Below are 23,713 nucleotides of genomic sequence, written 5' to 3'. Positions count from 1 at the left end.
GCAGGGCGGTGGTCGCCAACCGCGCGATCCGTCGCATCATGACTGTCCTATTCCGTCGGGCGGCCCGTGGTCGGGGCGCTCTGCAGTTGAAGTAAATAGCGCGCCTGCCGCTACCGATCCCAAATTTGGCCGGCGGCCGCCGTGAGCCTCTTGTCAGGCGAGCATGGTTGGCGCTTAGCGCGACTCCGTGCCGTGACCGTTAAGGATCGTTACCGCAATCGTGATTTTCGCGCTCGTATCATGAATTCACGAGAATTCCGAAGCTTTGACCCGAACAACGCCGATCGGCGTCCGCGAGCCTGGGGGCTGATATGACGATCGCAATCGCCGCGCACGAGCCAATCGAGAACGACGCGTTCGACGCGCACGACGATGTCATTTCGGCGGTCGCACGGCTCAACGGTATGCCCTGGGGAGGGGACACCGTTCTCGCCGAATTGAAACCGCGCTGGCGGCCCTCAGAAGAAGAGATCGTGCGCGCGGCGATCACCGTGATTTTGGTCGCCCTTGTGGCGATGATCGCCGTCGCCGCAGTCGCGATCTTGACAATGGGTTAGCAGCGGCCACGAGTAGGCGAGCACACGCAGCTCGTTTGGTTTTGGCCCGCCCGTGCGGGAGTCGTTGGGCGGCGGCGACGAGCACTGTCCCGCCGCCGCACCCGACGGTGCGGGCGAACCCGCTTGCGGCACAAGCAATTCAGCGGGACTCATAACGCCGGTGCGCATCGGCCTCACGGGCCTCGGAGATTCGCTTCTGCTTGGCGATATAGAGCTCGGCGTCCGCGGCGGCGTGCAGCGTGGCGATATCGGCGTCCTTGCCGGAGGCCGACGCGGTCCCGATGCTGGTGCCCGGCGTATATAGCCGCGCGGCGCCGACGAATTGGTCTGCCGCGGTGGGCTTGCGACCGGGGCGGTCAGCGATACACACCGCGAACTCGTCGCCGCCGAACCTGGCCAGAACGGCGTGCGCGGGGGCCACTTCTCGCCAGATATCCGCGCGACTTATCAGGTGCCGATCGCCGGCGACATGTCCGTCGGTGTCGTTGATCTGTTTGAAGTTGTCGATGTCCAGCGCGACGACCGTGACGGTGGACGCGGTCGAACGGGACCGCGCCAGCAAGTCGGCGGTGGCAATCTCCCAGCCGGCACGGTTGAGCAGTCCGGTGAGCGGGTCGGTGCACGCCGCGGCGACCAAGGTCCGCGTCAACAGGCCGAATGACTCGGCGGCGCCGACAATCGCGATCACGAAGATGAGGTAGTCGATGTACAACTTGGGCATGGGCGCGAGCGCAAGCGCGACGACACACGCCACGGTAAGCGCGCCGACCAGCAGCGCGCCCCGGCGCGGCGAGTAGAACCCGCGGAGGTACATCGCCAGAAACATCGGGGCGATCAGGCAGACGAACTCGGCGACGATCGCGACGTGGAAGGCCATCACCATGGGTGTGGCGACGATCGCCACGGCCGTCGCCGGTCCGGGTTTGTCGGGCCGGACGGCCAACCACGCCAACGCCGCGGCGCCGAGCACGACCGCCGCGATGCCTCCGGTCGGGTTCCCCGGCTTCAGCCCGGGATGGATTCGGATGAAGGTGCTGAACACAACACCCCAGGTGTAGAGGAACGTGGTGGCGCCCAAATAGATTCGCAGCAGCCGAACCTGATGCTTGCCGTAAAAGCCGCTGCCCGCGTCAGCACGCAACCGCAACCGGTATCGGCCTGCCCTACGGCCGCCTGGGCCTCGGAGGCTTAGACCCATCCGGTCAATCTCCCGGTCATGTGCTGACGCTCGGCCAATTACTGACATCGCCATTTGGCGAGCGCTCGTTTGCGGGTTAACGCTACTAAAGCATGCCGCGACACGCTCAATGAAGCCGCTAGATCTCCGAAACGGCGGGCCGCCGATTAACAGCGTAATTCCCGGGAAATAACCGTAACGGCGAGGCCGCTTGGCAAAAGGCGATTGAGATTGCGGCGTGCCGGTCAGTGTTCACCGTCGCCCACACCGAAGTTGGCTTCACGCGCTACCGGTGCGGCCAACAGACCGGAAGAAGAGCTCGTGCAACGCGGCGATCACGATGATTTCGGTGGCCCCTGTGGCCGTGATTGGCGTCGCCGCGGGTTCGATCTTGACAACGGGTTAGCAGCGATTTGGTCCGGAATCGGCCGTTGCGGGACTTTCCCCAAACCGTGTCAGCAGTGGGACTATGGTGTTGCTGAATTGCTGCGTCGGGAGGTTTCCATGGACGGGACCCCGTTCGGCCGGTACCGATTAATCAATTTGCTCGGCCGGGGCGGCATGGGAGAGGTCTGGCGAGCTTATGACACCGTCACCGACCGGATAGTCGCGCTGAAAGTACTCCCGGCGCATTTTGCTGCGGACAAGACGTTTCAACAGCGATTCCGTCGCGAGGCCCACTCAGCGGCACGGTTGAACAACCCTCACGTGGTGCCAATACACACCTACGGCGAGATCGACGGACGGCTATTCGTCGACATGCGCCTGATCGAAGGGCGGGACCTGGCGACCGTGCTGGCCTCCGGTTCAATGTCTCCGGCACGCGCGGTGCACATCGTCGAGCAGGTGGCACACGCCGTATACGCCGCGCACAAGATTGGATTGGTGCATCGGGACATCAAGCCCTCCAACATCTTGCTCGATGAAAATGACTTTGCGTATCTGATCGATTTCGGGATCGCTCGTGTTCTCGGCGAGACCGGTCTGACTGGTACGGACGCGGTGGTGGGCACGCTGCGCTACATGGCACCCGAGCGCTTCAAAGTCGGTGAGGCCGATGCACGCTCGGACATCTACGCGCTTGCTTGCGTGCTCTACGAATGCTTGACGGGAGGCGCCCCGTTTCCGGGCGACAGCATCGAGCAACAGTTGGCAGGGCATCTGTCGGCGCCGCCGCCGCGCCCTTCTGACTCCGGCGCGCCGCCGGCATTCGACGCGGTCATCGCCACCGGCATGGCCAAAGACCCTGCCCAGCGCTACGCCACCCCGGTTGACATGGCACGAGCCGCGCGCGATGCGATCACGGTGCCGCTACGCCGTCCGGACCCGAGCGCGCAGTCACACACCGCCACTGTCCCCACTCGAGTGGCCTCATGGCCGAGTGAGCCAACACGGCAAGGGCGGAAGCCATTGCACCCCGGTCCGCAGCAGGAGATAACCGGGAACCGCAAGCGCGCCAAGCGATCTTGGGTGGTCGCCGCCGCGGTGATTGGAGTGGTCATGGCGTTGGGGGCCGCGAGCCTATACTTTCTGCGCACACATACTTCAACGCACGGATCTCCTACATCAACGGCGGGATCTTCGCAGACGACGGGATCTGCGGCGGCGGCCGCGCCGCCGAGCGGGGGAGGCACGCCCAGTTCGGGGGTCATCGCAGTGCCGAGTGGTCCACCCACGGTCGCCACCTCGGTACGGGTAGGCAATGGCGCGTTTGGAGTCGCGGTCGACTCCGCCGGACACACCGCCTATGTCGCAAACACCGGTTCCAACTCCGTGTCGCTGGTCGATACCGGCAGTCGTACGGTCACAGCCACCATCGCGGTAGGACGCCACCCGGTGGGCGTGGCCGTGGATCCGTCGACCCGGACCGTCTACGTCACCAACTACGACGACTCCTCGGTGTCGGTCATCGACACCACCAACGGCACGGTCATCGCCAGAATCGGTGTCGGGAGCCACCCCGGCGGGGTAGTGGTCGACCCGGATGCCCGGATCGCCTATGTCACTAACGGTGATAGCGCATCGGTGTCGGTGATCGACGTGACAACGCATACCGTGACCGCGACGGTGCCTACCGGAAAAGGTCCAAGCCGGGTAGCCATCGATCGGACCGCGCACCGCTTGTTTGTCACCACTGCCGATCCCGCGGTGACGGTTGTCGATACCACGAACCGAACTGTCATCGGTACCGTTGCGCTTCGCGTCCACCCGGCCGGCATCGCCATCGACACCGCATCGCACACCGCCTATATCGCCAGCGGCGACGATGCATCGGTGTCCTTCGTCGACACCAACAGCCTGAGCGTCACCGCTAGTGTGCCTGTCGGGCAACGCCCCGCGGGGGTCGCAGTGGACCCCCCGACGAACACCGCTTACGTGGCCAACTACAGCGGTGGGTCCGTGTCGGTGGTCGACACCACCAAACGCATCGTCACCGGAATCCTTGCCGTCGGAAACAATCCGCTCGCCATCGCGGTCGACCCAAACACGCACTTCGCCTACGTCACCAGCGACCTTGACCATGGCTCGTTGACAGTGATCAAGCGCTGACGTCGGGGCCATCGCGCACCGGTGGATCTTTACTCGGTGCTCTGGCTTGCCGTCTATGACGGCGTTGTAAGTTCGTTCGGGCGATCGCCTGCGCAGTCAAGTGATTCGGTTTTGAAGGCACGTCCGGGCGAAAAGGTCAGCCGCAACTTGACCCACCACACGAAGACGCGAGAGGAAGCCTATGAGAACGATCGCAAATCGCCACGCGGCAATCGTCGGCCTGGCCGCCGTCGCGCTGATTGCTGAGGGCTGCAGCAATGGCAAGAGCGTCGACGCGTCGGCGCCGCCTCAGGTCGGGGTGAGCGCCACCTCCACCTCGAAAGCCCCGGCGCCGCCCACCGAGGTGAAGCTGATAGGGGAGCGCGACGTCGAGGTGACTCTGACCGGCCCGATCGCGGTCAAGTACTCGTCGGCAACCGAGGATCAGAAGAAGGCACTCGGCAAGCCGCTGACGGGTGACCGCAACGCGGGGACTCGGGACAGCGGCGTGGTGTTCCAGCAATTCCAGGGCGGCGCGATCACCGCCAGGAACGGCGCGGCGGGCACACCCGCGTACATCATCGTGGGCAAGATCCGGGAGGCCTGGAATGTCCCACGTGGCCCGGACGGCACGCCTGCGGTCACCGGCACTAACGGTTCGGCAGGTCCGCTGGGCTCGCCCACCAGCGACGTGAACGCCTTGGGCGACCTGCAGGTGTCGACCTTCGAGCACGGCAAGATCGAGTACAACCCGACGACCGGCCAGGTCGCGGTGACGGTGAACGACAAGGTCGTCCCGTCCGGGCTCTAGCTCGAATTGCGGGGAGCGCCCTGGCCCGCCATTTGGATGACTCGCATGGTCGAGGTTCCACTGGCCGCAATCGGGGGCCAGGACGTCGTTGGTGTCGACTTCGAGTCCGCCGACCTTCGGCCCTGGAGTGGCCGACTTATCCCACAATCGCCCGCGCTGCGCGCTCGGCGATGAGCATGACCGGCGCGTTGGTGTTGCCGGAAATGATGGTGGGTATAGCCGAGGCATCGACCACCCGAAGGCCTGCGACGCGATACACACGGCAGTCGGTATCGAGCACCGCGGCGGGCGCCCGTGGCCGACCGTGCGCGTCAAAGGCTCCCATCGCGCAGGTGCCCACCGGGTGGAAAATAGTCGTGCCGAGTTCACCGGCCGCATTCTGCAGGTCTTCGTCGCTCACCAGCTGCGGGCCGGGAAGCAACTCCTGCGGGCGGTAGCGGGCCAGAGCTGGCGCCGCCATGATCTGCCGGGTCATCCGAAGGCCCCGCACGGCGATTTGACGATCAACGTCGGTCGACAGGTAGTTGCAGAAGATCTTCGGATAGGTCAGGGGATCTGCACTGGCCATCCGCACATGGCCTCGCGAAGTGGGTCGCAGATTGCAGACCGAGGGAGTGATCGCGCCGAAGGGGTGCAGGGGTTCGCCGAACTTCGGCAACGACAAGGGCTGCACATGCCACTCCAGATCGGCACTTCCCAGCGCGGGGTCGCTCTTGGCGAAAGCCCCCAGGGTGGAAGGCGGCATCGTCATCGGCCCCGACCGCAACAGCAGGTATTGAAGCCCCATGCCCGCACGGGTGATCCAGTTCCTGTACAGGGTGTTGACGGTCGGGGCGCCCTGGACCCGGTAGATCGTTCGAAGCTGCAAGTGGTCTTGGAGGTTTTCGCCCACTCCTGGCAGATCGACGGCCACCGGCACTTGATGCTGGGCGAGCAGGCCGGCCGGGCCGAGACCCGAGACCTGCATCAGATGCGGCGAGCCAATCGCTCCGGCGCTCAGGATCACCTCGTTCCGGGCTCGGACGTCGACAATGTGGCCGCCTTTGAGCAACCGCACACCGGCGATGCGGTGCCGGGCCGTGGTCCAGGCGCCCCGGCGCTGATCCTCGAGGACCTGATCTTCCATCAGAAGCCGCAAGGCCTGGGTCTGCGTGTAGACGGTGAGATTCGGCCGGTGGGCGATGGGATGCAAGAAGGCATCGGCCATCGACCAGCGACGGCCGCGCCGTTGGTTGACGTGAAAGTACGCACAGCCGGCGTTGTCGCCCTGGTTGAATTCATCGATCGGGGAGATGCCCACCTGGGCGGCGGCGGCCTGCCAGGCGTCCAGGATCTTCCAGCGCACCCGCGGTAGCTCGACGCGGATCTCACCACCGGCGCCGTGCCAGTCGTCGGCTCCGCCGTAGTAGTTTTCCAACTCCCTGTAGATCGCCAGTGTCTCGCCGGGACTGTCCGGGCCACCCCAGAGCCAGCGCTCGTCACCGGTGGCCTGTGCCCAGAGCTCGTAGTCACTTGCCTGTCCGCGCATGTGGATCATCGCGTTGATCGACGAGCAACCGCCGATCACGCGGCCGCGTGCGTAGTGAATGCTGCGGCCGGCCAGGCCAGGGTCGGGCTCGGTCGTAAAGCACCAGTCGGTGCGGGGATTGGCGATGGTGTACAGGTAGCCCACCGGCACCTTGATCCAGAACCAGTCGTCTTGGCCGCCGGCCTCTATCAGGAGGACACGGCGATCAGGGTTGGCGCTGAGTCGATTGGCAAGCAGGCAGCCGGCGCTGCCTGCTCCCACGATGATGAAGTCGAATTCGGCCACCGGGTTCATTCCGGTATCGGTCCTCCACGGCGTCGGATACGAGTCCTAGTGTGCGCGATGACCACCACATCCCGTCGAGGAATGATTGGCCGTGACTGATGAGCGAGAACCGTTGACGGCAGGGCAGTACGCGTAGCTTTACTGCGAGCCCTCCAGTCTGGCGCAGCCTGCTGTCGCCGCAAGTTAGCAGGGGGTGTTTGGATACGATTGGCATGTGCGACGGCAGCCGCCGAGGCACCGGCCGGATTCTTTTTCAGTGCCGAATCTCGGTGCGCAGTTCACTTGTCAATCCTGCAGAGGACAACTCGCCATTGCCCAGATCAACGTCCTCCAGTGGAGCTACAGCCGCGATTCTGCTCCTTGTCGCTAGCATCCCAACAACGGCCTGCAGCCATCCATCGGTAACGGCTGCCTCGGTGAAGTCAACCACCACGTCAACCGATGCCTCTGCGACACATAGCGACTCATTGACGTTGGCCGGCAAAGCTCTCCCGCTGCATGACGTCCAATGCCGCGATATGGGCGGCGCGGTGATCGTCACGGCCAAAACGCAGTCCGGTGAAGGTGTCACCGTCGATGCCGCGGGCGGCAAGCTTGAAACTTTGGACTTCAGCGCCGGTGGTATCGCCTACTTCTGGGAGCCGACATCGACCGGAGGAGCACCGCCACCAACGCTGACGCGAGACGGTGACAATTACACCGTGACTGGCAAGATCAAACAGCTTCACGATTACACCAAGCTCAGTGATTTCACGTTTAGAGCAACCTGCCCGCGTTGAGCATCCTCGCCTCGGCGCGTTACCGGCCCGTCCAGCGACGACTTGGGATCGACTGTGCGCCACGGCCGTCCGTCCAGGAGGTCCGGGCGACCGGCTAACCAAATGACAGCAGCCACGATAGCGTGGGCACAATGTCGATTCAGGCGATGACCCAGAAGCACAGGGAGTGGCTTCGCACTTGGTGACGACTGATCAGTTTGGCGGCTAGGGGGACGATGCGAAGAACGAGGGGAATGAGCGCGCCGACAGGCAGCCATGCGCTCGCAATTGTGGCGCTGTCCGCGCTGACAGCCGGGTGCACGGTGACCGTCAGCGGGACAGTGGTAGCGGCTCCGACCATGGGTCATGCTCCTCAACCGCTGCCACCCGGTGCCCTGTCCGGATTGCTGCTCAGCCCGACCGAAATTGGCTCGATCATGGCCGCCCACATGGAGGTGGTCGACACCGGCGACACCATGTACACGAATCAGCCTCTCGCTGATGGATGTTTGGTCTGGGCCGAGGCACAGGATTACTCGTACCAAGGCAGCGGCTGGACGGCTGTGCGCGTGCAGAAGCTGAAGGACCGACGCGACAACGCCGATCATGTGGCATACCAGGCGGTGGTGTCGTTCCCGGGAGGCTTGGCCGCCCATGACTTCTACGCCAGCCAGGTCACGGGCTGGGCGAACTGCGATGACCGGCGCGTCGATCTCCACGACCCGGGAGACCCCACGGCGCACTACTGGACGCTGAGTAAGGCCCGCGCCGAGGAGGGCGTCTTGACTATAACGAGGGTCCAAGAAGACGGTGGAGGAGTTTGGGCGTGCCAACGCGCGTTGACGGCTTCCAACAACGTGGTGATCGATGTAAGCGCCTGCGCCGACAATGTCGGCGACCGGGGTGCGCAGATCGCAGAGCATATCGCGAAGAAGATTTCTTAAGCTTCGACAACCGAGCGGTCGGAGAGCGTCGACAAACGTCGGGAAAGTTGTCGACGCCTCGATCCACTAACCGCCCACTAACCGCGAAATGAGCTGATACAGGAGAGGATAACGAATCCCAGGCGTAACTTGACATAATGTCGCTTATCGGCACAACGGGTATAGCCCGGTCGCGGACGAGAGCCGCCTTCGCGGGCCCCGACCTGCAATTACCCGGTCGAGCCGGCTATCGCGCCAACCGCCGGTACCCTCGGCCGCGTCATCGAGTGTGCGTTCAGGGCATCGAGTGTGCGCCCACGGCGGCGACACGCCGATCGGCGCCACCATAGGCGCACACCCAAATGAGCGCTGGGATGCGGCAGTTAAGTGGCAATTAAGTGGCCGGCACCCCCGATCCGGCTTTCCGCCTACCCAGCCCCAAAACGTCACCGTGACGAAAGTCTATGCGGCTCAGCGGTATTGCGTCACTTACCGGCACGAAGCCTGCGAGGCGGTTTTCAGAAATGGGCCGCCTTCGCGAGATCTGGCCCACGAACCGCTCACCGGTGAGACGTCGACAGCCGGCGGCGCACCCCGCGGCATCGAGTGTGCGGTCAGGGCTTCGAGCGTGCGCTCACGGCGGCGACACGCCGACAAGCGCCGCCATGGGTGCACGCTCGATGGCACGAACATTCGGCGACCGGCTTCGCACGCCAACAAGCGACGCCCGCCGATCTCCGCTTCCCCGCCAAGGACCTGACCAATGCGTCACCGTGACGAATTACCCCGTCCCACCCCAGAGCCCTGGCCGGGAGGTCAGTTCGAATTGTGTCGCCAGCGCCTGGGGGCCGCGCTGCGATGCGTGTCGGTCGACCAGAGATGGCCGCAATCCGAGCACTGCAGATGCACCAGCGTGCCCCTGTTACTCAGGAGGTACTGCCAGTGCGTATCGCAGTTGCGGGTGCTTCGACAATCGCCACATCTGGCGCGGTGATCGCAGCGCGGACACGGCAACCATGCACGCCGGCCACGGTCGGCCGTCGGATCAATCGGTAGCACGAGCAGTCGTCCGTTCAGGCAACACGCCGGCGCGGACCAACTCGTCGTAGACCCGCTGCTGCTCCTCATCGAGATTCGAGTACAGCATTTCGTATGCCTTTTCTTCCTCTTCAAGCACGGCGACAGGGTCCCAGTCGTCACCCGTCGCCTCGAGCATCGCGCTGCGTCTACGCGCCTCGTCGAGGGTCAGGTCGTAGCCAAAGTCGAGGTCGGCCATCGCGCTCCCAGCCATTAGGTATGCAAACGAATGGTAAGGATGGCCTAATTAGTGGCCCGCGGGCTATGAACTGGGTCACTATTGTCACTTGACGTTGGTCACACCCGGCCCCCGTCACTGTGGCACCGAGAACCCGACGAGCCACGCCGTGACGACGCGGCCGTCGGGCGGCTACCTGCCCGGAAGCGGGCCCCGGACCCTATCCCCCGTCCCCCAGGTCCGTCGCCGGCAATACGTCACTGTGACGAATATTGCTGCAGCGCAGGGTTATTCACGACTTAACCGCCGCGCGCAGGCCACGATCTCGAACGAATTCAGCCGAATCGTTTCTCACGCACTCAGGCGCCGATAGCGGTCGAGCCGCCGCAGGGCCTGCGCCGACGCCCGCCCCGGGGCCGGCTGCAGCGCGCTGTCGACCCGCGCACGGACAGCATCGACGTCGAGATCCATTCCGATCGCCACAAGACGATTGGCCACGGCCCCCCGCGGCGCAGGCCCGATGTGGATTGCGCTACCTACCAGATTGACGACATAGCCATGAACGGTCGCGCGGTGGCGCACTGCCACGATCCCTTTCAGCCTGAACACCCGCGGCGGCGGATCTTCGAGAAGGTCGAACAGGGCATTGGGGTCGACGCATCCGGAGCTGCGGACGGCGACGGCGTCGGCATGGACGTGGTCATGGTCATGCTCGGGCGCCAGATCCAGGAACGAGAGCTGCCCAACCCGGCCGGACGTGGCGGACGCGTCGAAGAGTAGCTCCGGGGCTATCCGGCCACCCGTCGTCGCCACGACATGTATGCGCGGGTTACGTTGCGCGGCACGGTGTGTGACGCGTTGCACCATGGCCGCCCGCTCGCCCTCGGGCACCTGGTCGATCTTGTTGACGACGATCAGCGACGCCGCACCGTAGCGCACCGGCGGCAGGGCGCCGCAGTCGACGGTGTCGAAGTGGTTCACTGCGTCGACGACGTCGACAAGCCCGCCCGGGCGAATCCCGCGGATCTCACTGAAGCCGATGATCCGCGCGATAGCCACTGGGTCGGCCAGACCGCTGGCCTCGACGACGATGGCATCGAGGCGCCGAGCCGGGTTGGCGAGCTTGATGAGTGCGTCGTCGAGCCCACCGCCGTCGGGCAGGCAACAGATGCATCCTCCGGCGATCGACGCTGGCTCGTCGACCTGGCCGGCGACCAAGGCGGCGTCGATGTTGATGTCGCCGAAGTCGTTGACCACCACACCTATTCGCGTGCGAGGATGGCGTAACAGGTGGTTGAGCAACGTCGTCTTGCCGGCCCCGAGATGACCAGTGAGGGCGATGACGGGTACCGCAGCCACGCCTCACCCTCCACTTCGACGTCCGGACATCCGATGCTAACCGGCGCAGCTTGATCGGTGTGCTCGCCGCCGGGTCGGAGTCCAGCGTTGCCGACAATGCTCAGCAAGGAGCCGCGGCTACTGCCGCGACCGGGGCGGCGAGACTGACATCGACTCCTAGCCCATCGGCCGGTCAGCCGCCGGGCGCCGACCAGTGCACCACCTTCATGGCGGTCATCTCGTCGAGTAGTTCGGGCCCGAAGCCGAAGCCCGCGCCGCTGGCACGGCGGGGTTCGGAGGCGCCGCCCGGCGCACCGCCGAAGACGTCGTTGATCTTGACGGTCCCCACGGGAAGCTTGCGCCACGCCTCCTGGGCGTGCGCCATGCCGCCGGTGAGCACGGTGGCGGCCAAGCCGTATCGGTCGTCGGCGGCTTCGGCCAGTGCCGTGGCGAAGTCGGGCACCGCCCGTACCGGCGCGATGGGACCGAACGTTTCCTCGCGCATGATGAGCATGTCGGGCGTGCAGTCGGTCAACACCGTCGGCGGGTAGAACGAACCCGGCCCGGGTCGCGGCTCGCCGCCGACCAGAACGTGGGCCCCGGCGCGGGTGGCCTCCTCGACATGCGTGTGCACGTGCTCGCGATGGCGCTCGTCGACCAGCGGTCCGATGCGGTCGGCCCACGCGATCGCCTCGTCGATCAACGCGTTGAGGAATGCGTCGGCGATCGATTGCACGACATAGACCCGCTCCACCGAGACGCAGATCTGTCCGGCATTCGCGAAGGCACCGAGCGCCGCCTGCCCCGCCGCCCACGCCGGATCCACGTCGGCGTCGACGATCAACGGATCGTTTCCGCCGTTCTCCAGCAGGGCCTTCGCGCCCCGCTCGGCGCAGGCCCGCGCGATCTCTCGGCCCGTCGCACTGCTGCCGACGTGCGCGACGACATCGACCAGCTCCGCGGCCGCCAACCGTTCCCCGACGGTGCCGTCACCGTCCACGATTTCGAGGACACCGTCGGGCAACCGCGCCGCCAGCAGCTCGGCGAAGCGCCGGCCCGTCTGCGGGCAGCGCTCGCTGGGCTTGTGCACCACAGTGTTCCCGGTAACCAGGGCCGCTCCGAGCAGTCCGGCCGCCACCGCCACGGGATCGTTCCACGGCGTGATCACCGCAACGACGCCGCGCGGCTGGGGCACCATCAAATCGGTTGCGGACCAGCCGCCCTGCAGGGCGCTGCCGCGGTGCAACGGTCCGAGTTGGGCGTACTGAAGGAGCGTGTCGATGCCCGCGTTCACGCCGCCACGCGCGTCGCCGCTCAGCTTGCCGGTCTCTCGCTCGTTCAGTTCGGCGAGTTCGTCAGCCGCGGCCCGTAGGTCGCCCGCTGCGGCCGCCACGGCGGCGGCGCGTTCGGCCGGCGACGTGCGGGCCCAGTCGCCGGCGGCGGCCGCCGCACGCCTGACCGCTTCATCACAGTCGGCCGGCTCGGTGATCGGCACCTGGGTGACGGTGTCACCGGTGCGCGGATCCAGGACGCTGATGATCTTGGTAAGGGTCGAAGCCACGACAGCGGATACCCTGCCCCAGGCTCGACCAATCAGCGACCGGCAAGAATCCCTGGTCAGCGCGGTGAAGAACGCCTCGGGACGCCATGCCGATCCGGTATGGTCGGCGTGTCCGCGAGCGGAAGAAACAGAGGGCTTCGATGGCAAAACGGTTCCCCGGCAACGCCTTTACCTCATCGCAGGCGGTGGATCCGGGTCTGCGCAAGGTTGCCCGGTTCCTTCCGCGTGGGTATGCGCTCCAGCGCGGGCTCAAAGTCCAGCGGACGATCATGAACTTTTTCGGAACGGCCGGCCGGTTGCGGGACGTGCCGGAAGCGACGGTCGACGAGCACGTCACGGTTCGTCTGCATCGTCCGGTCGATCTTCCCGGCCGCGCCCCGGCCATGTTGTGGGTCCACGGCGGCGGGACCATCATGGGTCGCGCCGCCCAGGACGACAAGTTCCTGCGCAAGCTGTCGAACCGCACCGGTGTCGCGATCGCGGCGGTGGAACATCGCGTGGCACCCGAACATCCGTACCCGATCCCGGTCGAGGACTGCTACGCGGCGCTGCGGTGGCTCGCACGCCAACCATGGGTGGACCCCGATCGGCTCGCCGTCGGCGGGGCCAGCGCCGGCGGGCTCTTCGCGGCCGCGGTGGCGCAACGGGCTCACGACCGCGGTGACGTCAAACTCGCCTTCCAGATGCTGGTGTATCCCATGCTCGACGATCGGACCGGCGCCGAACGCAGCGGTCAGAGGCGCATCATGTGGACCGAGACCGACAACCAACTGGCGTGGCGCTGGTATCTCGGCGGCGCCGACGCCAAAGAGGCCGCCCCGTCGCGGCGGGACGATCTCTCCGGACTGCCGCCGGCGTGGATCGGGGTCGGAACGTTGGACCTCTTCTACGAGGAGTGCCGGCAGTACGCGCGGCGCCTGCGGGAGGCGGGCGTCCCCGTGCACGAGGAGATCGCTCCCGGCGCGTTTCACGCCTTCGACCAGATTGTGGATAACGCGCCCGTGTCGGTGAAATTCTTCGCGAGCCAGTGCGATCACCTTCGCGACGCGCTCGCCCCATCCGCGGCATAAACCGCGCGCGCAGCGGCCGACCCGCTTGTGCGCGAACACTTTCCGCCCAGCGCAGCGCAGGCGAACGGGATGCCGGCAGACGCCTGGACGGCGAATGCCGTCACTTTTTGACTGCAAAGTGTGCAGAATGTGCAACTATGGACGCCGTGGTCGTCAATCAGATGGGTCTACGCGAGCGCCGTCGCCGCCAAACGAGCGCGGACATCCGCGACGCCGCGGTGCGCCTCACGGTGGAACGCGGCTACGACAAGGTCACCATCGACGAGATCTGCGCCGAAGCCGGCATCTCGACGCGCACCTTCTTCAACTACTTCCCCAACAAAGAATCGGCGATCGCCTACGGGCCGTCCGACATACCCCCCGAACTGGTAGCGGATTTCGTCGCCGCCGGCCCTGCCCCGTACTCGGAGGTGCTGGCGGAGCTGATCACGCTGGCCGCCCACCATCTTCGCGACGTGCCCCCACGCCGCGAACACGCAGCACACATGCTCGAACTCGCCAAAACCTCGCCGGCGGTGCTGGCCGCGTTCCTCGCCGACCTGGAACGGTTTCAAACTCACCTGACCGACATCGTCGCCCGCCGCCAGGGCATGCAACCCGACGACGAAATCGTCGCGCTGATCGCCGCGCTGGCGCTGACGGCGGTGCGCTCCGGCATCGAGCGGTGGTCGAGGGGCGAGGGCGACGCCGACGACACGCCGATGCCCCATGTCGAGCGAGCGGCCGCGCTGGTCAACAGCATCTTCACGAAGTGACCTGAAACACCGACCGCAATCGTTGCATGGTGTGCAACAAATGCACAGTATGTACTATGCTCTGTTCTGCGGTACTCGGGAACGCCTCCGCGTCGCACGGCGCGTGTCGCACTGGGGGCGACGACCGGCGTTCTCGTGAGACCGCTACCTCTGACCATCGAACCTGTACGGACCGAGGCGACCGCCGAAACCGTTGCGGCGCACCGTAAGCCGTCGCGCATGACTGACCACGTCACGATCGGATGACGAGGAAGGGAATTCCCTAGGTGCAGATCTCGAAGGTTATGCGCAACACATGGTTGCCGCTGCTGATCGTCGCGGTCCTGGTCATCGGTGGCTTCGCGGTGGCGCGGGTCAAGTCGTTCTTCGGAGCCCACGACACGGGCATCATGACGAGCCCACGGCTGGACGATTCCAAGCCGTTCAAGCCGAAGGTCGTCAAGTACGAGGTCTTCGGCACGGCCAGCACGGCCAACGTGAACTATTTGGATTTGTCTGCCGACCCGAAGCGGGTCGACGGTGCGCCCTTGCCGTGGACGCTGGTGCTCAGCACGACTGCCCCATCGGTCTTCCCGAACCTCTCGGCCCAAAGCGACGGCAATTCGTTGGGCTGTCGCATCACCATCGACGACGAAGTCAAGGCCGAGAACCAAACCAACGGCGTGCACGCCCTGACCTTCTGCTTGGTGAAATCCGCATGAGCGCACACTTCGATGACGCCCGCACCGACACCATTCCCGTGGCCGACGAACCGGTACGGGAAAGAATCCCGCGGATCATCCGAACCTTCGCGGTTCCCATCATCATCGGCTGGATCGCGCTCATCGCGGTGCTCAATGTCGTCGTTCCTCAGCTGGATGAGGTCGGGAAGATGCGCTCGGTGGAGATGACTCCCGACGACGCGCAGTCGGTCGTCGCGACCAAGCGCATGGGCGCAATCTTCAACGAGTACAAGTCCAACAGCTCGGTGATGATCGTGCTCGAGGGACAGAATCCCCTCGGCGCCGACGCCCACGCCTACTACGACCAAATGGTCAAAAAGCTCGATGCGGACACCAAACACGTCGAGCACGTGCAGGACATGTGGAGCGATCCCCTGACCGGGGCGGGCGCCCAGAGCAACGACGGCAAGGCGGCCTACGTCCAGGTGTATCTGGCCGGCAACCAGGGCGAAGCCCTGGCCAACGAATCGGTCGAGTCCGTCCAGAACATCGTCAAGAGCCTGCCCCCGCCGCACGGAGTTAAGGCGTACGTCACCGGGCCCGCCGCGCTGTCGGCGGATCAGCACACGGCAGGTGACCGCAGCCTGCAGCTCATCACCGCGGCCACGTTCACGGTCATCATCGGGATGCTGCTCCTGGTCTACCGGTCGGTGGTCACCGTGTTGCTCACGCTGGTGATGGTCGTGTTCGAACTTTCGGCCGCCCGCGGGATGGTCGCTTTTCTGGGCTACTACAAGATCATTGGGCTCTCGACCTTCGCCACCAACCTGTTGGTCACGTTGGCGATCGCGGCCGCCACCGACTACGCGATCTTCTTGATCGGCCGATATCAGGAAGCCCGCGCGGTCGGCGAGTCACGCGAAGACGCGTACTACACGATGTACAAAGGCACCGCACACGTGGTGCTCGGCTCGGGTCTGACCATCGCCGGCGCGACCTTCTGCCTGCACTTCACCAACCTGCCCTATTTCCAGACGCTGGGCATCCCGCTGGCCATCGGCATGGTGGTCGTCGTGGCGGCGGCGCTCACGCTCGGGCCCGCGGTGATCTCGGTGGCCACCCGCTTCCGCAGGACGCTGGAACCCAGACGGACACAACGCATTCGCGGGTGGCGCAAGATCGGCGCGCTCGTGGTTCGGTGGCCGGGACCGATCCTGGTGGTGACGATAGGGATCGCCCTCATCGGCTTGCTCACCCTCCCCGGGTACCGCACCAACTACAACGACCGCAACTACCTGCCGGCCGACCTGCCCGCCAACGAGGGTTACGCGGCCGCGGATCGGCACTTCTCCCAGGCGCGGATGAATCCCGAAGTGCTGATGATCGAAAGCGACCACGATCTGCGCAACTCCGCGGACTTCCTGGTGATCGACAAGATCGCCAAGACGGTTTTCCGGGTGCCCGGAATCGGCCGCGTGCAAGCCATCACCCGGCCGCAAGGCACGCCGATCGAGCACACCTCGATCCCGTTCCAGATCAGCATGCAGGGCGTCACCCAGCAGATGAACCAGAAGTACCAGGAAGATCAGATGGCCGACATGCTGCACCAGGCCGACATGATGCAGACGACCATCGACAGCATGGAAAAGATGTCGAGCATCACCGCGCAGATGGCCAACGACATGCATCAGATGGTCAAGAAGATGCACGACATGACCATCGACATCAACGAATTGCGCCAGCATATGGCCGATTTCGAGGACTTCTTCCGGCCGATCCGCAGCTACCTCTACTGGGAACGGCACTGCTACGACATCCCGGTCTGCTGGTCGCTCCGCTCGGTCTTCGACGGCCTGGACGGCATCGACATCATGACCGATGACATCGAGAGCCTGCTGCCGATCATGGACCATCTGGACACGCTGATGCCCCAGATGGTGGCGCTGATGCCTTCGATGATCGAAAACATGAAGGCCATGAAAACGACGATGCTGACCATGTATTCGACCCAGAAGGGTCTGCAGGATCAGCAGAACGAGGCGCAGAAGAACTCCAACGCGATGGGTAAAGCGTTCGACGCGTCCAAGAACGACGACTCGTTCTACCTGCCGCCGGAGACCTTCAACAACGCCGAGTTCAAGAAGGGGATGAAGAACTTCATCTCCCCCGACGGCCATGCAGTGCGCTTCATCATCAGCCATGACGGCGATCCGATGTCGCAGGAAGGCATTTCGCACATCGGCGCCATCAAGAAGGCCGCCTACGAAGCGCTCAAGGGCACGCCGCTGGAGGGCTCGAAGATCTATCTCGCGGGCACCGCGTCGATCTACAAAGATCTCAGTGACGGCAACACCTATGACTTGCTGATCGCCGGAATCTCGTCCCTGTGCTTGATTTTCATCATCATGCTGCTCATCACGCGGGGCGTGGTGGCGTCGGCCGTCATCGTGGGCACCGTCCTGCTCTCGCTGGGGGCGTCGTTCGGCCTGTCGGTGTTGATCTGGCAGCACCTCATCGGCATCGAGCTGCACTGGATGGTGCTCGCCATGTCGGTCATCATCCTGCTTGCCGTGGGCGCGGACTACAACCTGCTGTTGGTGGCGCGGTTCAAGGAGGAGATCTACGCCGGCCTGAACACCGGAATCATCCGGTCGATGGGCGGCACGGGTTCGGTCGTCACCTCGGCGGGACTGGTGTTCGCCTTCACGATGATGACGATGGCGGTCAGTGAGCTGACTGTCATCGGTCAGGTCGGTACCACCATCGGATTGGGTCTGCTGTTCGACACCCTGATCGTCCGGTCGCTGATGACGCCGTCGATCGCCGCGTTGCTGGGCAAGTGGTTCTGGTGGCCGCAACGGGTGCGGCAACGCCCGGTGCCGTCGCCGTGGCCCAAGCCGAGCACAGAGAAGGCACCCGAGGAGGCCGAAATCCTCGCTCCCGTCAGGTAACCCAGTCCGGTTGCCCGCCGGTGTCCACCGCGGAGAAGTCCTTGTGGCCCAGGCCGGCGGTGGTGCCGCCGTCGACGACGAACTCCGAGCCGGTCGAGTAGCTCGACTCGTCGCTGGCCAGGTAGACCACCAGACTGGAGACCTCCTCGGGCTGGGCGATCCGGCCCAATGCGGTCTGGAAGATGTCTTCGGGGACCCACTCGGTCATCGGCGTCTTGATGAGCCCGGGATGGATCGAGTTCACCCGAATCCCACTGGGCCCCAACTCGAGTGCCGCCGATTTGGTCAAGCCCCGGACGGCGAATTTTGTTGCGGTGTAACCGTGGCAGGCGATCGTGCCGGCGATCCCCTCGATGGAGGAGATGTTGATGATCGACCCCCGTCCGGCTTCCTTCATGGGTCTCACCACGGCGCGGATGCCCAGGAAGACGCCCGTCAGGTTGATGTCGAGGATGCGCTGCCACTCCGAGAGCGCGTAGTCCTCGAACGTGCCGATGTTGATGATGCCCGCGTTGTTGACGAGCACGTCGAGATGGCCGAACTCGCTCAGGGCGGTGGCCACCGCGGCGTCCCAGTCCTCGGGTTTCGTCACGTCCAGGTGCAGATAGCGGGCGGCGTCCCCGACCTCGGCCGCGACCGCCTTGCCCTCGTCGTCGAGGATGTCACCGAACACCACCTTGGCTCCCTCGGCCACCAGCGTCCGCACGTGCGAGGCCCCCATCCCCCGCGCGCCACCGCTGATCAGCGCGACCTTCCCGGCCAACCGTTCTGCCACTGTGATTCTCCTGTCGTGTGGGTCCTAAGCACCATACGTACAGGAGTCAACGTATGGCCATTGGCCTATTTTTTGTCCGACCACCGGAAAACCGTCAGGCAGGCGATCAGCCCGCCCACGCTCCATGCGGTCAATACGAAGAACGTCGGCCAGTGTTCCCAGCTGCCGGCCGGTTCGAAGGCGGCCATGTTCGACGGCAAGAGCACCGACCGGAAACCCTGGGCCATCCACTTCACCGGGAACACAGAGCCGAGGGTCAACATCCACGCCGGCAACGCGACGAGCGGAACATAGGTGCCCGACACGAACTGCAAGGCGACCCCGGGGCCGTTGGTCAGGACAGCCGCCGAAACCGCGGTGCTCGCAAAATTACTCACGAAAATGCCCAGTAACGAGCAGCTGATGATGCCCATCAGGAACACCCACGTCAGGGTGAACCACCCAAAAGCATCGGTTGGTAGATGGAGTTTGAAGACCAGCACACCCACCGACAACAGCACGACGGCCTCGGCCAGGCTGGCGACGGCAACCAGGGCGATCTTTCCGACGAAATACGACGACGCGGTCGTCGGAGTCCCCCGCAGCCGCCTCAGCGCGCCGCTCTCCCGGTCGGCGGCAACGCTGATACCGAGATTGATGAAGGACGTGGACAGGATTCCGTAAGCGAGGATGCTCGCAGCGAGCACGGCACCGGTGCTGGTGTCGCTGTGCGGCATCTTCGTCGAAAAGATCGAACCCAACAGAATGCCGATCACGGCAGGCATCGAAAACGTGAGGACCAACTGCTCCGGCCGGCGGTAGAACATTTTCAGCTCGGGCACGATGCGCGACACCCCGATGCGGAGCGGACCGGGGAGCGGCGCCTCGAGCGTGCGGTGGCGCTGCGGTGACGAACCCTGCGCTTGGTCGATGCCCATCACGCCTCGCCGATCAACCGCAGATAAGCGTCTTCGAGCGTCGGCCGGGAGACCGTCAGCTGAGCCAATTCAGCCCCGTCCTTCGACCGCTGCCTGATCAGGTCGGTCGGGCGATCCGTCTCCTCCACGTGGACGCGGCCTGCCTCCACCCACCGGACCGTAGCGGCGGAGCTGACGTACTCGGTCAGTCTTGCCGGTGAGTCGACCGCCACCACCCTGCCGTCGGCCAGGACTGCGACCCGGTCCGCCAGGGCGGCGGCCTCCTCCAGGTAGTGGGTGGTCAACAGGATGGTCGTGCCATCGCTCGCCAGTAATCTGATGAGGTCCCAGAATCGTCGCCGGGCATCCGGATCGAAGCCGGTCGTCGGTTCGTCCAGGAAGAGCAATTCGGGCATGCCGATGATGCCGAGGGCGACGTCCAAACGACGGCGCTGCCCACCTGACAGCGTCCTCACCCGGGCGTGGGCAACCGAGGTCAGCCCGACGAGTTCGAGTGTCTCCCCCGGAACCCGTGCCCTCCCATAGCATTTCGTCAGCATCTGAACGGTTTCCGCGACGGTCAGCATCCCCGCGTCGCTGACTTCTTGCAGCACGATGCCGATCTTGGCGCGCCAGCAGCGGCCGGCGGTTCCGGGATCTTCGCCCAACACCCGCACGTCTCCGGCATCTCGCTGTCGATGGCCCTCCAGGATTTCGATCGTCGTTGACTTTCCCGCGCCGTTGGGCCCCAGGATGGCGAAGATCTCGCCGTAGCCGACGTCGAGATCCACGTCGCGCACCGCGGGCCGGTGCCCGTAGGCCTTCGACAAGCCTCGAACGTGCACCGCGCGGGGCTGTTCCGCGTGCTTGACCGCGATCGGCTCGGCCTTCTCGGCCGGCTGCTCGTGTCGCGCCGACCGTGCCCGCCCGGGAGCGTTCACGCGTGCGTTCCTCCCGGGTCCTGTTGGTCGGCCTGCGTTTCGAGGTCGACCAGCAGTGCCCGAAGTTCGTCCTGAGAGAACTGCTCTACCAAGCGGTCGACCTCGTCGGCCGCGATGCGCTCCGGACGCGGGTCGCTGACCGGGGATGCGTCTGCGCCTCCCAGTTGAAGCCGGCCAAGTATGCGAACGGCCAGTTCGTTGACGCTTACGCCCCTGAGCAGTTCCAGCACCGGCAGTTCGACGGCGAACATCGCGTGGATCCGGGCCCTGAAATCCATTGCCATCATCGAGTCCAGGCCGAGGTCGTCGAGGGCGTCGTCGGGCCCGATATCGGCCGGGGTGAGGTCGAAGACCGCGGAGCCGATTTGTCGAACCAGGCGGGCGACCATGTCGAGCCTGTCGGCTTCCGGGCATGCCGCGAGGGAATCCAGGACGGATGTCTCGCCCTCGGCTTCGGCCGGCGAGGCTTCGGCCGCGCCCAGTTCGGAGAACATCGGCGGCAACTGCCCGACCAGGCCGACGCGACGGGCCAGCGTCCAATCGGCGGTGATGGCGATGACGTTGGGTACCTGCTGATTGATGAGCCGATCCAGGATCCGGGCGCCCGCCGCGGGGGTGATCAGCTCGATTCCCCGCTGGGCGTAGATCTTTTCGAGCTTGAGCTCTTCGACCATGCCGACCGACCACGGACCCCAACCGATCGTGGTGGCCGGCAATCCCTCGGCCCGTCGATGATGCGCGAAGGCGTCGAGGAATGCGTTGGCGGCGGCGTAGTTTCCCTGACCGGGTGAGGCGATGACCGACCCGGCGGACCCGAACATCACAAAGAAGTCGAGGTGCTGTTCCTTGAAAGCGTTGTGCAACACGCGAGTACCCGCGACTTTGGGCGCCATCACCTTGGTGAAATCCGCTTCGGTCATGTTGACCAACAGTTGGTCGTGGACTGAACCCGCGGCGTGGACGATTCCACGAACCGGCCGGCCCTCGTCTCGGATGTGGTCACCCAGCCACGCCCGCACCTGGTCGGCGTCGGTGATGTCCACGCTGGCCGTCGTCACTCGCGCGCCGAGGCGCTCGATCTGCCGGATCGCTTCGACGGTTGACCGGTGCTTGTGGTCGTGGGACAGCAACGGCCAGCGGCTCCTTGGCGGGAGTTCGCTTCGGCTCAGCAGGGCGATATGCCGCGCGCCCCGCTCGGCAAGGTACGTCGCGACGACGCGTCCGAGGGCTCCCGCTCCGCCCGTGACGACGTAGCTGGCATCGGGTGCGAGTCTGGTCGGGAAGGCTTTCGAGAGGCTGCTGGCCGGGCGCAGGCGCGGGACGAACGTGGTGTGGCCGCGGATGGCGATCTGATCTTCGGCGTCGTCATCGAGAACGTGGTCGCAGATGCGCGCGGCAGTCGCGACGTGATCGTCGGCGGCGTCGATGTCGACCAGCCCGCCCCATTGTTTGACCAATTCCTGGTGGCCCACGACGCGGCCGAGTCCCCAGATGACCGCTTGTTCGACCGCGATCGTCTCGGTCCCCGGCGCCGGTTGCGCGTTCGCGGTGATCAAGTACAGGCGCGGCTGGACGGTGTCCCGCTCCGCGAGGGCTTTCACGACGTGCATGACCGTGAAAACGCCGATGCTATCGACCGTTTCGGCCGGGACACCGTTGTGCGCCGGTTCGCCATCCGGATGTGCGGGCATATCCAACGGCCAGCAGTCGACGATGCCCGCGAGGTTGCCCTCTGCGGCGAGGTGGGTTTCGAGCAGCTGATGTAGCTGACGCGGCTGTCTCGGGTTCACCGCATATCCGCCGTCGATTTCGGTGAGCGCTTCGACGGGTCGGTGTTCGACAAGGCGAACGTGCTGGCCCCTGCGGCGCATCTGTTCCGCAAGCGCTGAGCCCACGCCCGCCGCGTCGACGAAGACGAGCCAGGACATGCCCTCGGCGGCGATCGAGTTCTCGCGTTCATCGTGGACGCCGGAATGCGCGACCCACTGAACCTCGTAGAGTCCCCTGTCCACGCGCTCGGGCGAGATGTGCGACGACGCGGCGAGTGACTGCACGGTGAAGCCGTTGAAGACAGCGAGCGGCCGCCCGTCGGCCCCTGTGACGGTGATGTCGCTTTCGATCTCATCGGCGGTCGCCGACACGACACGCACGTGGACGGACATGCTTGGGCCGGCAGAGCCGTATATGGCGCTTTGCCGGATCCGCACGGGAAGGTAGGGACTTTCGTTCGCCTCGCCCCCGAAAAGCGGCGCGCCGAGCAGGGTCTGGAAGGCGCCGTCGATGAGGGCCGGATGAAATCGGTACCGGTCGACTTCGTCGGCGAGCGCTTCCGGAATGGTCATCCGGGCTGTCGCCCAACCGTCTCCGGCCGTCGCCCCGGTGATTGTCTGGAACGCTTCGCCATAGCTCAGTCCCACGGCTCGGGTACGCGCGTAGAACTCGTCGCCGTCGATCGTTGTCGACTCGCCCGCGCCGGTGGGGCTGTCGCAGCGTCCGGGCGATCTCGGAAGTATGTTGAGTTGCGCCGTCGCCGTCAGCGTCCACTTCAGGTCCCCGCCCGCGGTAGCAGTGAAAGCGGTGAACTCCAGGGCGCCGGTGTCCTGATCGAGGGTCGTCCTGAGTATGGGGTCACACGTGTCGTCAAGAACGAGAGCCCGTCTCAGCGTCAGGTTCTCGACGCTGTGGTGAGCTGACCCATACGTTTGTTCGCCGGCCGCGAGGGCCATTTCGATGAATACCGCCCCGGGTACCAGGACACTGCCCTCAACCCGGTGATCCCCGAGGAAGGGCAACATCGCGGTGCTCAACTCCGCTTCCCAGGTGGGGTGCACCGCGCCGCTCACCGGTTGCCCGAGCAGGGGATGCACCGGGTTGTAGTGCAGGTCCTCCGCGGCTTCCTGCGTTTCGTTCCAATACCGTTTGGACTGCCATGGGTACAGCG

The 23,713-nt window shown here is 65.2% G+C and carries 18 protein-coding genes and 1 pseudogene; 9 read left to right on the top strand and 10 right to left on the bottom strand.

Annotated elements, in window-relative coordinates; translation table 11 throughout:
- The first annotated feature begins 311 nt into the window (after positions 1–311).
- On the top strand, positions 312–557 hold the full coding sequence (locus A5701_RS17690) for a hypothetical protein (RefSeq protein WP_067756415.1): 246 nt from the start codon (positions 312–314) through the stop codon (positions 555–557).
- 139 nt (positions 558–696) lie between these two features.
- On the opposite strand, the gene A5701_RS17685 is transcribed toward A5701_RS17690, so the two are convergent.
- Positions 697–1,704, bottom strand: a complete 1,008-nt coding sequence (locus tag A5701_RS17685; RefSeq protein WP_067756412.1) for a GGDEF domain-containing protein — start codon at positions 1,702–1,704, stop codon at positions 697–699.
- A gap of 534 nt (positions 1,705–2,238) precedes the next feature.
- On the opposite strand from A5701_RS17685, the gene A5701_RS17680 reads away from it, so the two are divergent.
- Entirely contained in the window at positions 2,239–4,284 is a 2,046-nt protein-coding gene (locus tag A5701_RS17680) for a serine/threonine-protein kinase (protein ID WP_067756408.1), read from the top strand.
- 181 nt (positions 4,285–4,465) lie between these two features.
- Entirely contained in the window at positions 4,466–5,074 is a 609-nt protein-coding gene (locus tag A5701_RS17675) for an LGFP repeat-containing protein (RefSeq protein ID WP_067756404.1), read from the top strand.
- A gap of 27 nt (positions 5,075–5,101) precedes the next feature.
- Here the strand turns inward: A5701_RS17675 and A5701_RS29005 are convergent.
- Positions 5,102–5,203, bottom strand: a pseudogene (locus A5701_RS29005) (twin-arginine translocation pathway); the annotation flags it as partial.
- Between the two features lie 7 nt (positions 5,204–5,210).
- The gene (locus A5701_RS17670; protein WP_067756400.1) at positions 5,211–6,896 is read right to left on the bottom strand and encodes a GMC family oxidoreductase; all 1,686 of its coding nucleotides are present in this window, start codon (positions 6,894–6,896) and stop codon (positions 5,211–5,213) included.
- Positions 6,897–7,303: 407 nt separating this feature from the next.
- Here A5701_RS17670 and A5701_RS28580 point away from each other — a divergent pair, with 407 nt between their 5' ends.
- The gene (locus A5701_RS28580) at positions 7,304–7,666 is read left to right on the top strand and encodes a lipoprotein LpqH (RefSeq protein ID WP_197505006.1); all 363 of its coding nucleotides are present in this window, start codon (positions 7,304–7,306) and stop codon (positions 7,664–7,666) included.
- Positions 7,667–7,899: 233 nt separating this feature from the next.
- On the top strand, positions 7,900–8,589 hold the full coding sequence (locus A5701_RS17660; protein ID WP_067756394.1) for a sensor domain-containing protein: 690 nt from the start codon (positions 7,900–7,902) through the stop codon (positions 8,587–8,589).
- Positions 8,590–9,613: 1,024 nt separating this feature from the next.
- Here A5701_RS17660 and A5701_RS17655 read toward each other — a convergent pair.
- The 3 genes from A5701_RS17655 to A5701_RS17645 all read right to left on the bottom strand — a co-directional run bounded on the left by A5701_RS17655 (position 9,614) and on the right by A5701_RS17645 (position 12,722).
- Positions 9,614–9,844, bottom strand: a complete 231-nt coding sequence (locus A5701_RS17655; RefSeq protein ID WP_231969111.1) for a DUF6400 family protein — start codon at positions 9,842–9,844, stop codon at positions 9,614–9,616.
- A gap of 330 nt (positions 9,845–10,174) precedes the next feature.
- Positions 10,175–11,182 carry a GTP-binding protein gene (locus tag A5701_RS17650; protein ID WP_067756390.1) on the bottom strand — a complete coding sequence of 336 codons (1,008 nt, stop codon included), beginning with the start codon at positions 11,180–11,182 and terminating at the stop codon, positions 10,175–10,177.
- 172 nt (positions 11,183–11,354) lie between these two features.
- The gene (locus tag A5701_RS17645) at positions 11,355–12,722 is read right to left on the bottom strand and encodes an aldehyde dehydrogenase (protein WP_369807432.1); all 1,368 of its coding nucleotides are present in this window, start codon (positions 12,720–12,722) and stop codon (positions 11,355–11,357) included.
- 140 nt (positions 12,723–12,862) lie between these two features.
- Between A5701_RS17645 and A5701_RS17640 the strand changes: the two genes are divergently transcribed.
- From A5701_RS17640 to A5701_RS17625, 4 genes are all read left to right on the top strand, one after another.
- Positions 12,863–13,792: an alpha/beta hydrolase gene (locus A5701_RS17640; protein ID WP_067756387.1), complete on the top strand. Its 930-nt coding sequence runs from the start codon at positions 12,863–12,865 to the stop codon at positions 13,790–13,792.
- A 137-nt stretch (positions 13,793–13,929) separates the two neighbouring features.
- On the top strand, positions 13,930–14,547 hold the full coding sequence (locus A5701_RS17635) for a TetR/AcrR family transcriptional regulator (RefSeq protein WP_067756383.1): 618 nt from the start codon (positions 13,930–13,932) through the stop codon (positions 14,545–14,547).
- A gap of 284 nt (positions 14,548–14,831) precedes the next feature.
- The gene (locus tag A5701_RS17630) at positions 14,832–15,248 is read left to right on the top strand and encodes an MmpS family transport accessory protein (protein WP_067756421.1); all 417 of its coding nucleotides are present in this window, start codon (positions 14,832–14,834) and stop codon (positions 15,246–15,248) included.
- Positions 15,245–18,160 carry an RND family transporter gene (locus A5701_RS17625; RefSeq protein ID WP_067756380.1) on the top strand — a complete coding sequence of 972 codons (2,916 nt, stop codon included), beginning with the start codon at positions 15,245–15,247 and terminating at the stop codon, positions 18,158–18,160. The genes A5701_RS17630 and A5701_RS17625 overlap by 4 nt, the downstream gene beginning before the upstream one ends.
- Here A5701_RS17625 and A5701_RS17620 read toward each other — a convergent pair.
- The 4 genes from A5701_RS17620 to A5701_RS17605 form a co-directional block, all read right to left on the bottom strand.
- Positions 18,153–18,935, bottom strand: a complete 783-nt coding sequence (locus tag A5701_RS17620; protein WP_067756377.1) for an SDR family oxidoreductase — start codon at positions 18,933–18,935, stop codon at positions 18,153–18,155. The genes A5701_RS17625 and A5701_RS17620 overlap by 8 nt on opposite strands.
- Positions 18,936–19,000: 65 nt before the next feature.
- The gene (locus tag A5701_RS17615) at positions 19,001–19,852 is read right to left on the bottom strand and encodes an ABC transporter permease (RefSeq protein WP_067756374.1); all 852 of its coding nucleotides are present in this window, start codon (positions 19,850–19,852) and stop codon (positions 19,001–19,003) included.
- Complete coding sequence (locus A5701_RS17610; RefSeq protein ID WP_067756418.1) at positions 19,852–20,709, bottom strand: ABC transporter ATP-binding protein; 858 nt, start codon at positions 20,707–20,709, stop codon at positions 19,852–19,854. The genes A5701_RS17615 and A5701_RS17610 overlap by 1 nt, the downstream gene beginning before the upstream one ends.
- A 59-nt stretch (positions 20,710–20,768) precedes the next feature.
- Positions 20,769–23,713 (bottom strand): type I polyketide synthase (locus tag A5701_RS17605; protein WP_156670139.1); only part of this gene is annotated, 2,945 nt, incomplete at its 5' end.

This window comes from Mycobacterium sp. E3305 (assembly GCF_001666785.1).
Lineage (GTDB): Bacteria > Actinomycetota > Actinomycetes > Mycobacteriales > Mycobacteriaceae > Mycobacterium.
The sequence above is the reverse complement of the archived record's forward strand: the minus strand, read 5'-3'. Positions and strand labels throughout refer to the sequence as shown.

Bases quoted from the DNA above. Each gene is read 5' to 3' on its own strand.
- A5701_RS17690 (WP_067756415.1), top strand. From the start codon at position 312: ATGACGATCGCAATCGCCGCGCACGAGCCAATCGAGAACGACGCGTTC.
- A5701_RS17680 (WP_067756408.1), top strand. From the start codon at position 2,239: ATGGACGGGACCCCGTTCGGCCGGTACCGATTAATCAATTTGCTCGGC.
- A5701_RS17675 (WP_067756404.1), top strand. From the start codon at position 4,466: ATGAGAACGATCGCAAATCGCCACGCGGCAATCGTCGGCCTGGCCGCC.
- A5701_RS17670 (WP_067756400.1), bottom strand. From the start codon at position 6,896: ATGAACCCGGTGGCCGAATTCGACTTCATCATCGTGGGAGCAGGCAGC.
- A5701_RS17660 (WP_067756394.1), top strand. From the start codon at position 7,900: ATGAGCGCGCCGACAGGCAGCCATGCGCTCGCAATTGTGGCGCTGTCC.
- A5701_RS17655 (WP_231969111.1), bottom strand. From the start codon at position 9,844: ATGGCCGACCTCGACTTTGGCTACGACCTGACCCTCGACGAGGCGCGT.
- A5701_RS17640 (WP_067756387.1), top strand. From the start codon at position 12,863: ATGGCAAAACGGTTCCCCGGCAACGCCTTTACCTCATCGCAGGCGGTG.
- A5701_RS17635 (WP_067756383.1), top strand. From the start codon at position 13,930: ATGGACGCCGTGGTCGTCAATCAGATGGGTCTACGCGAGCGCCGTCGC.
- A5701_RS17630 (WP_067756421.1), top strand. From the start codon at position 14,832: ATGCGCAACACATGGTTGCCGCTGCTGATCGTCGCGGTCCTGGTCATC.
- A5701_RS17625 (WP_067756380.1), top strand. From the start codon at position 15,245: ATGAGCGCACACTTCGATGACGCCCGCACCGACACCATTCCCGTGGCC.
- A5701_RS17615 (WP_067756374.1), bottom strand. From the start codon at position 19,852: ATGGGCATCGACCAAGCGCAGGGTTCGTCACCGCAGCGCCACCGCACG.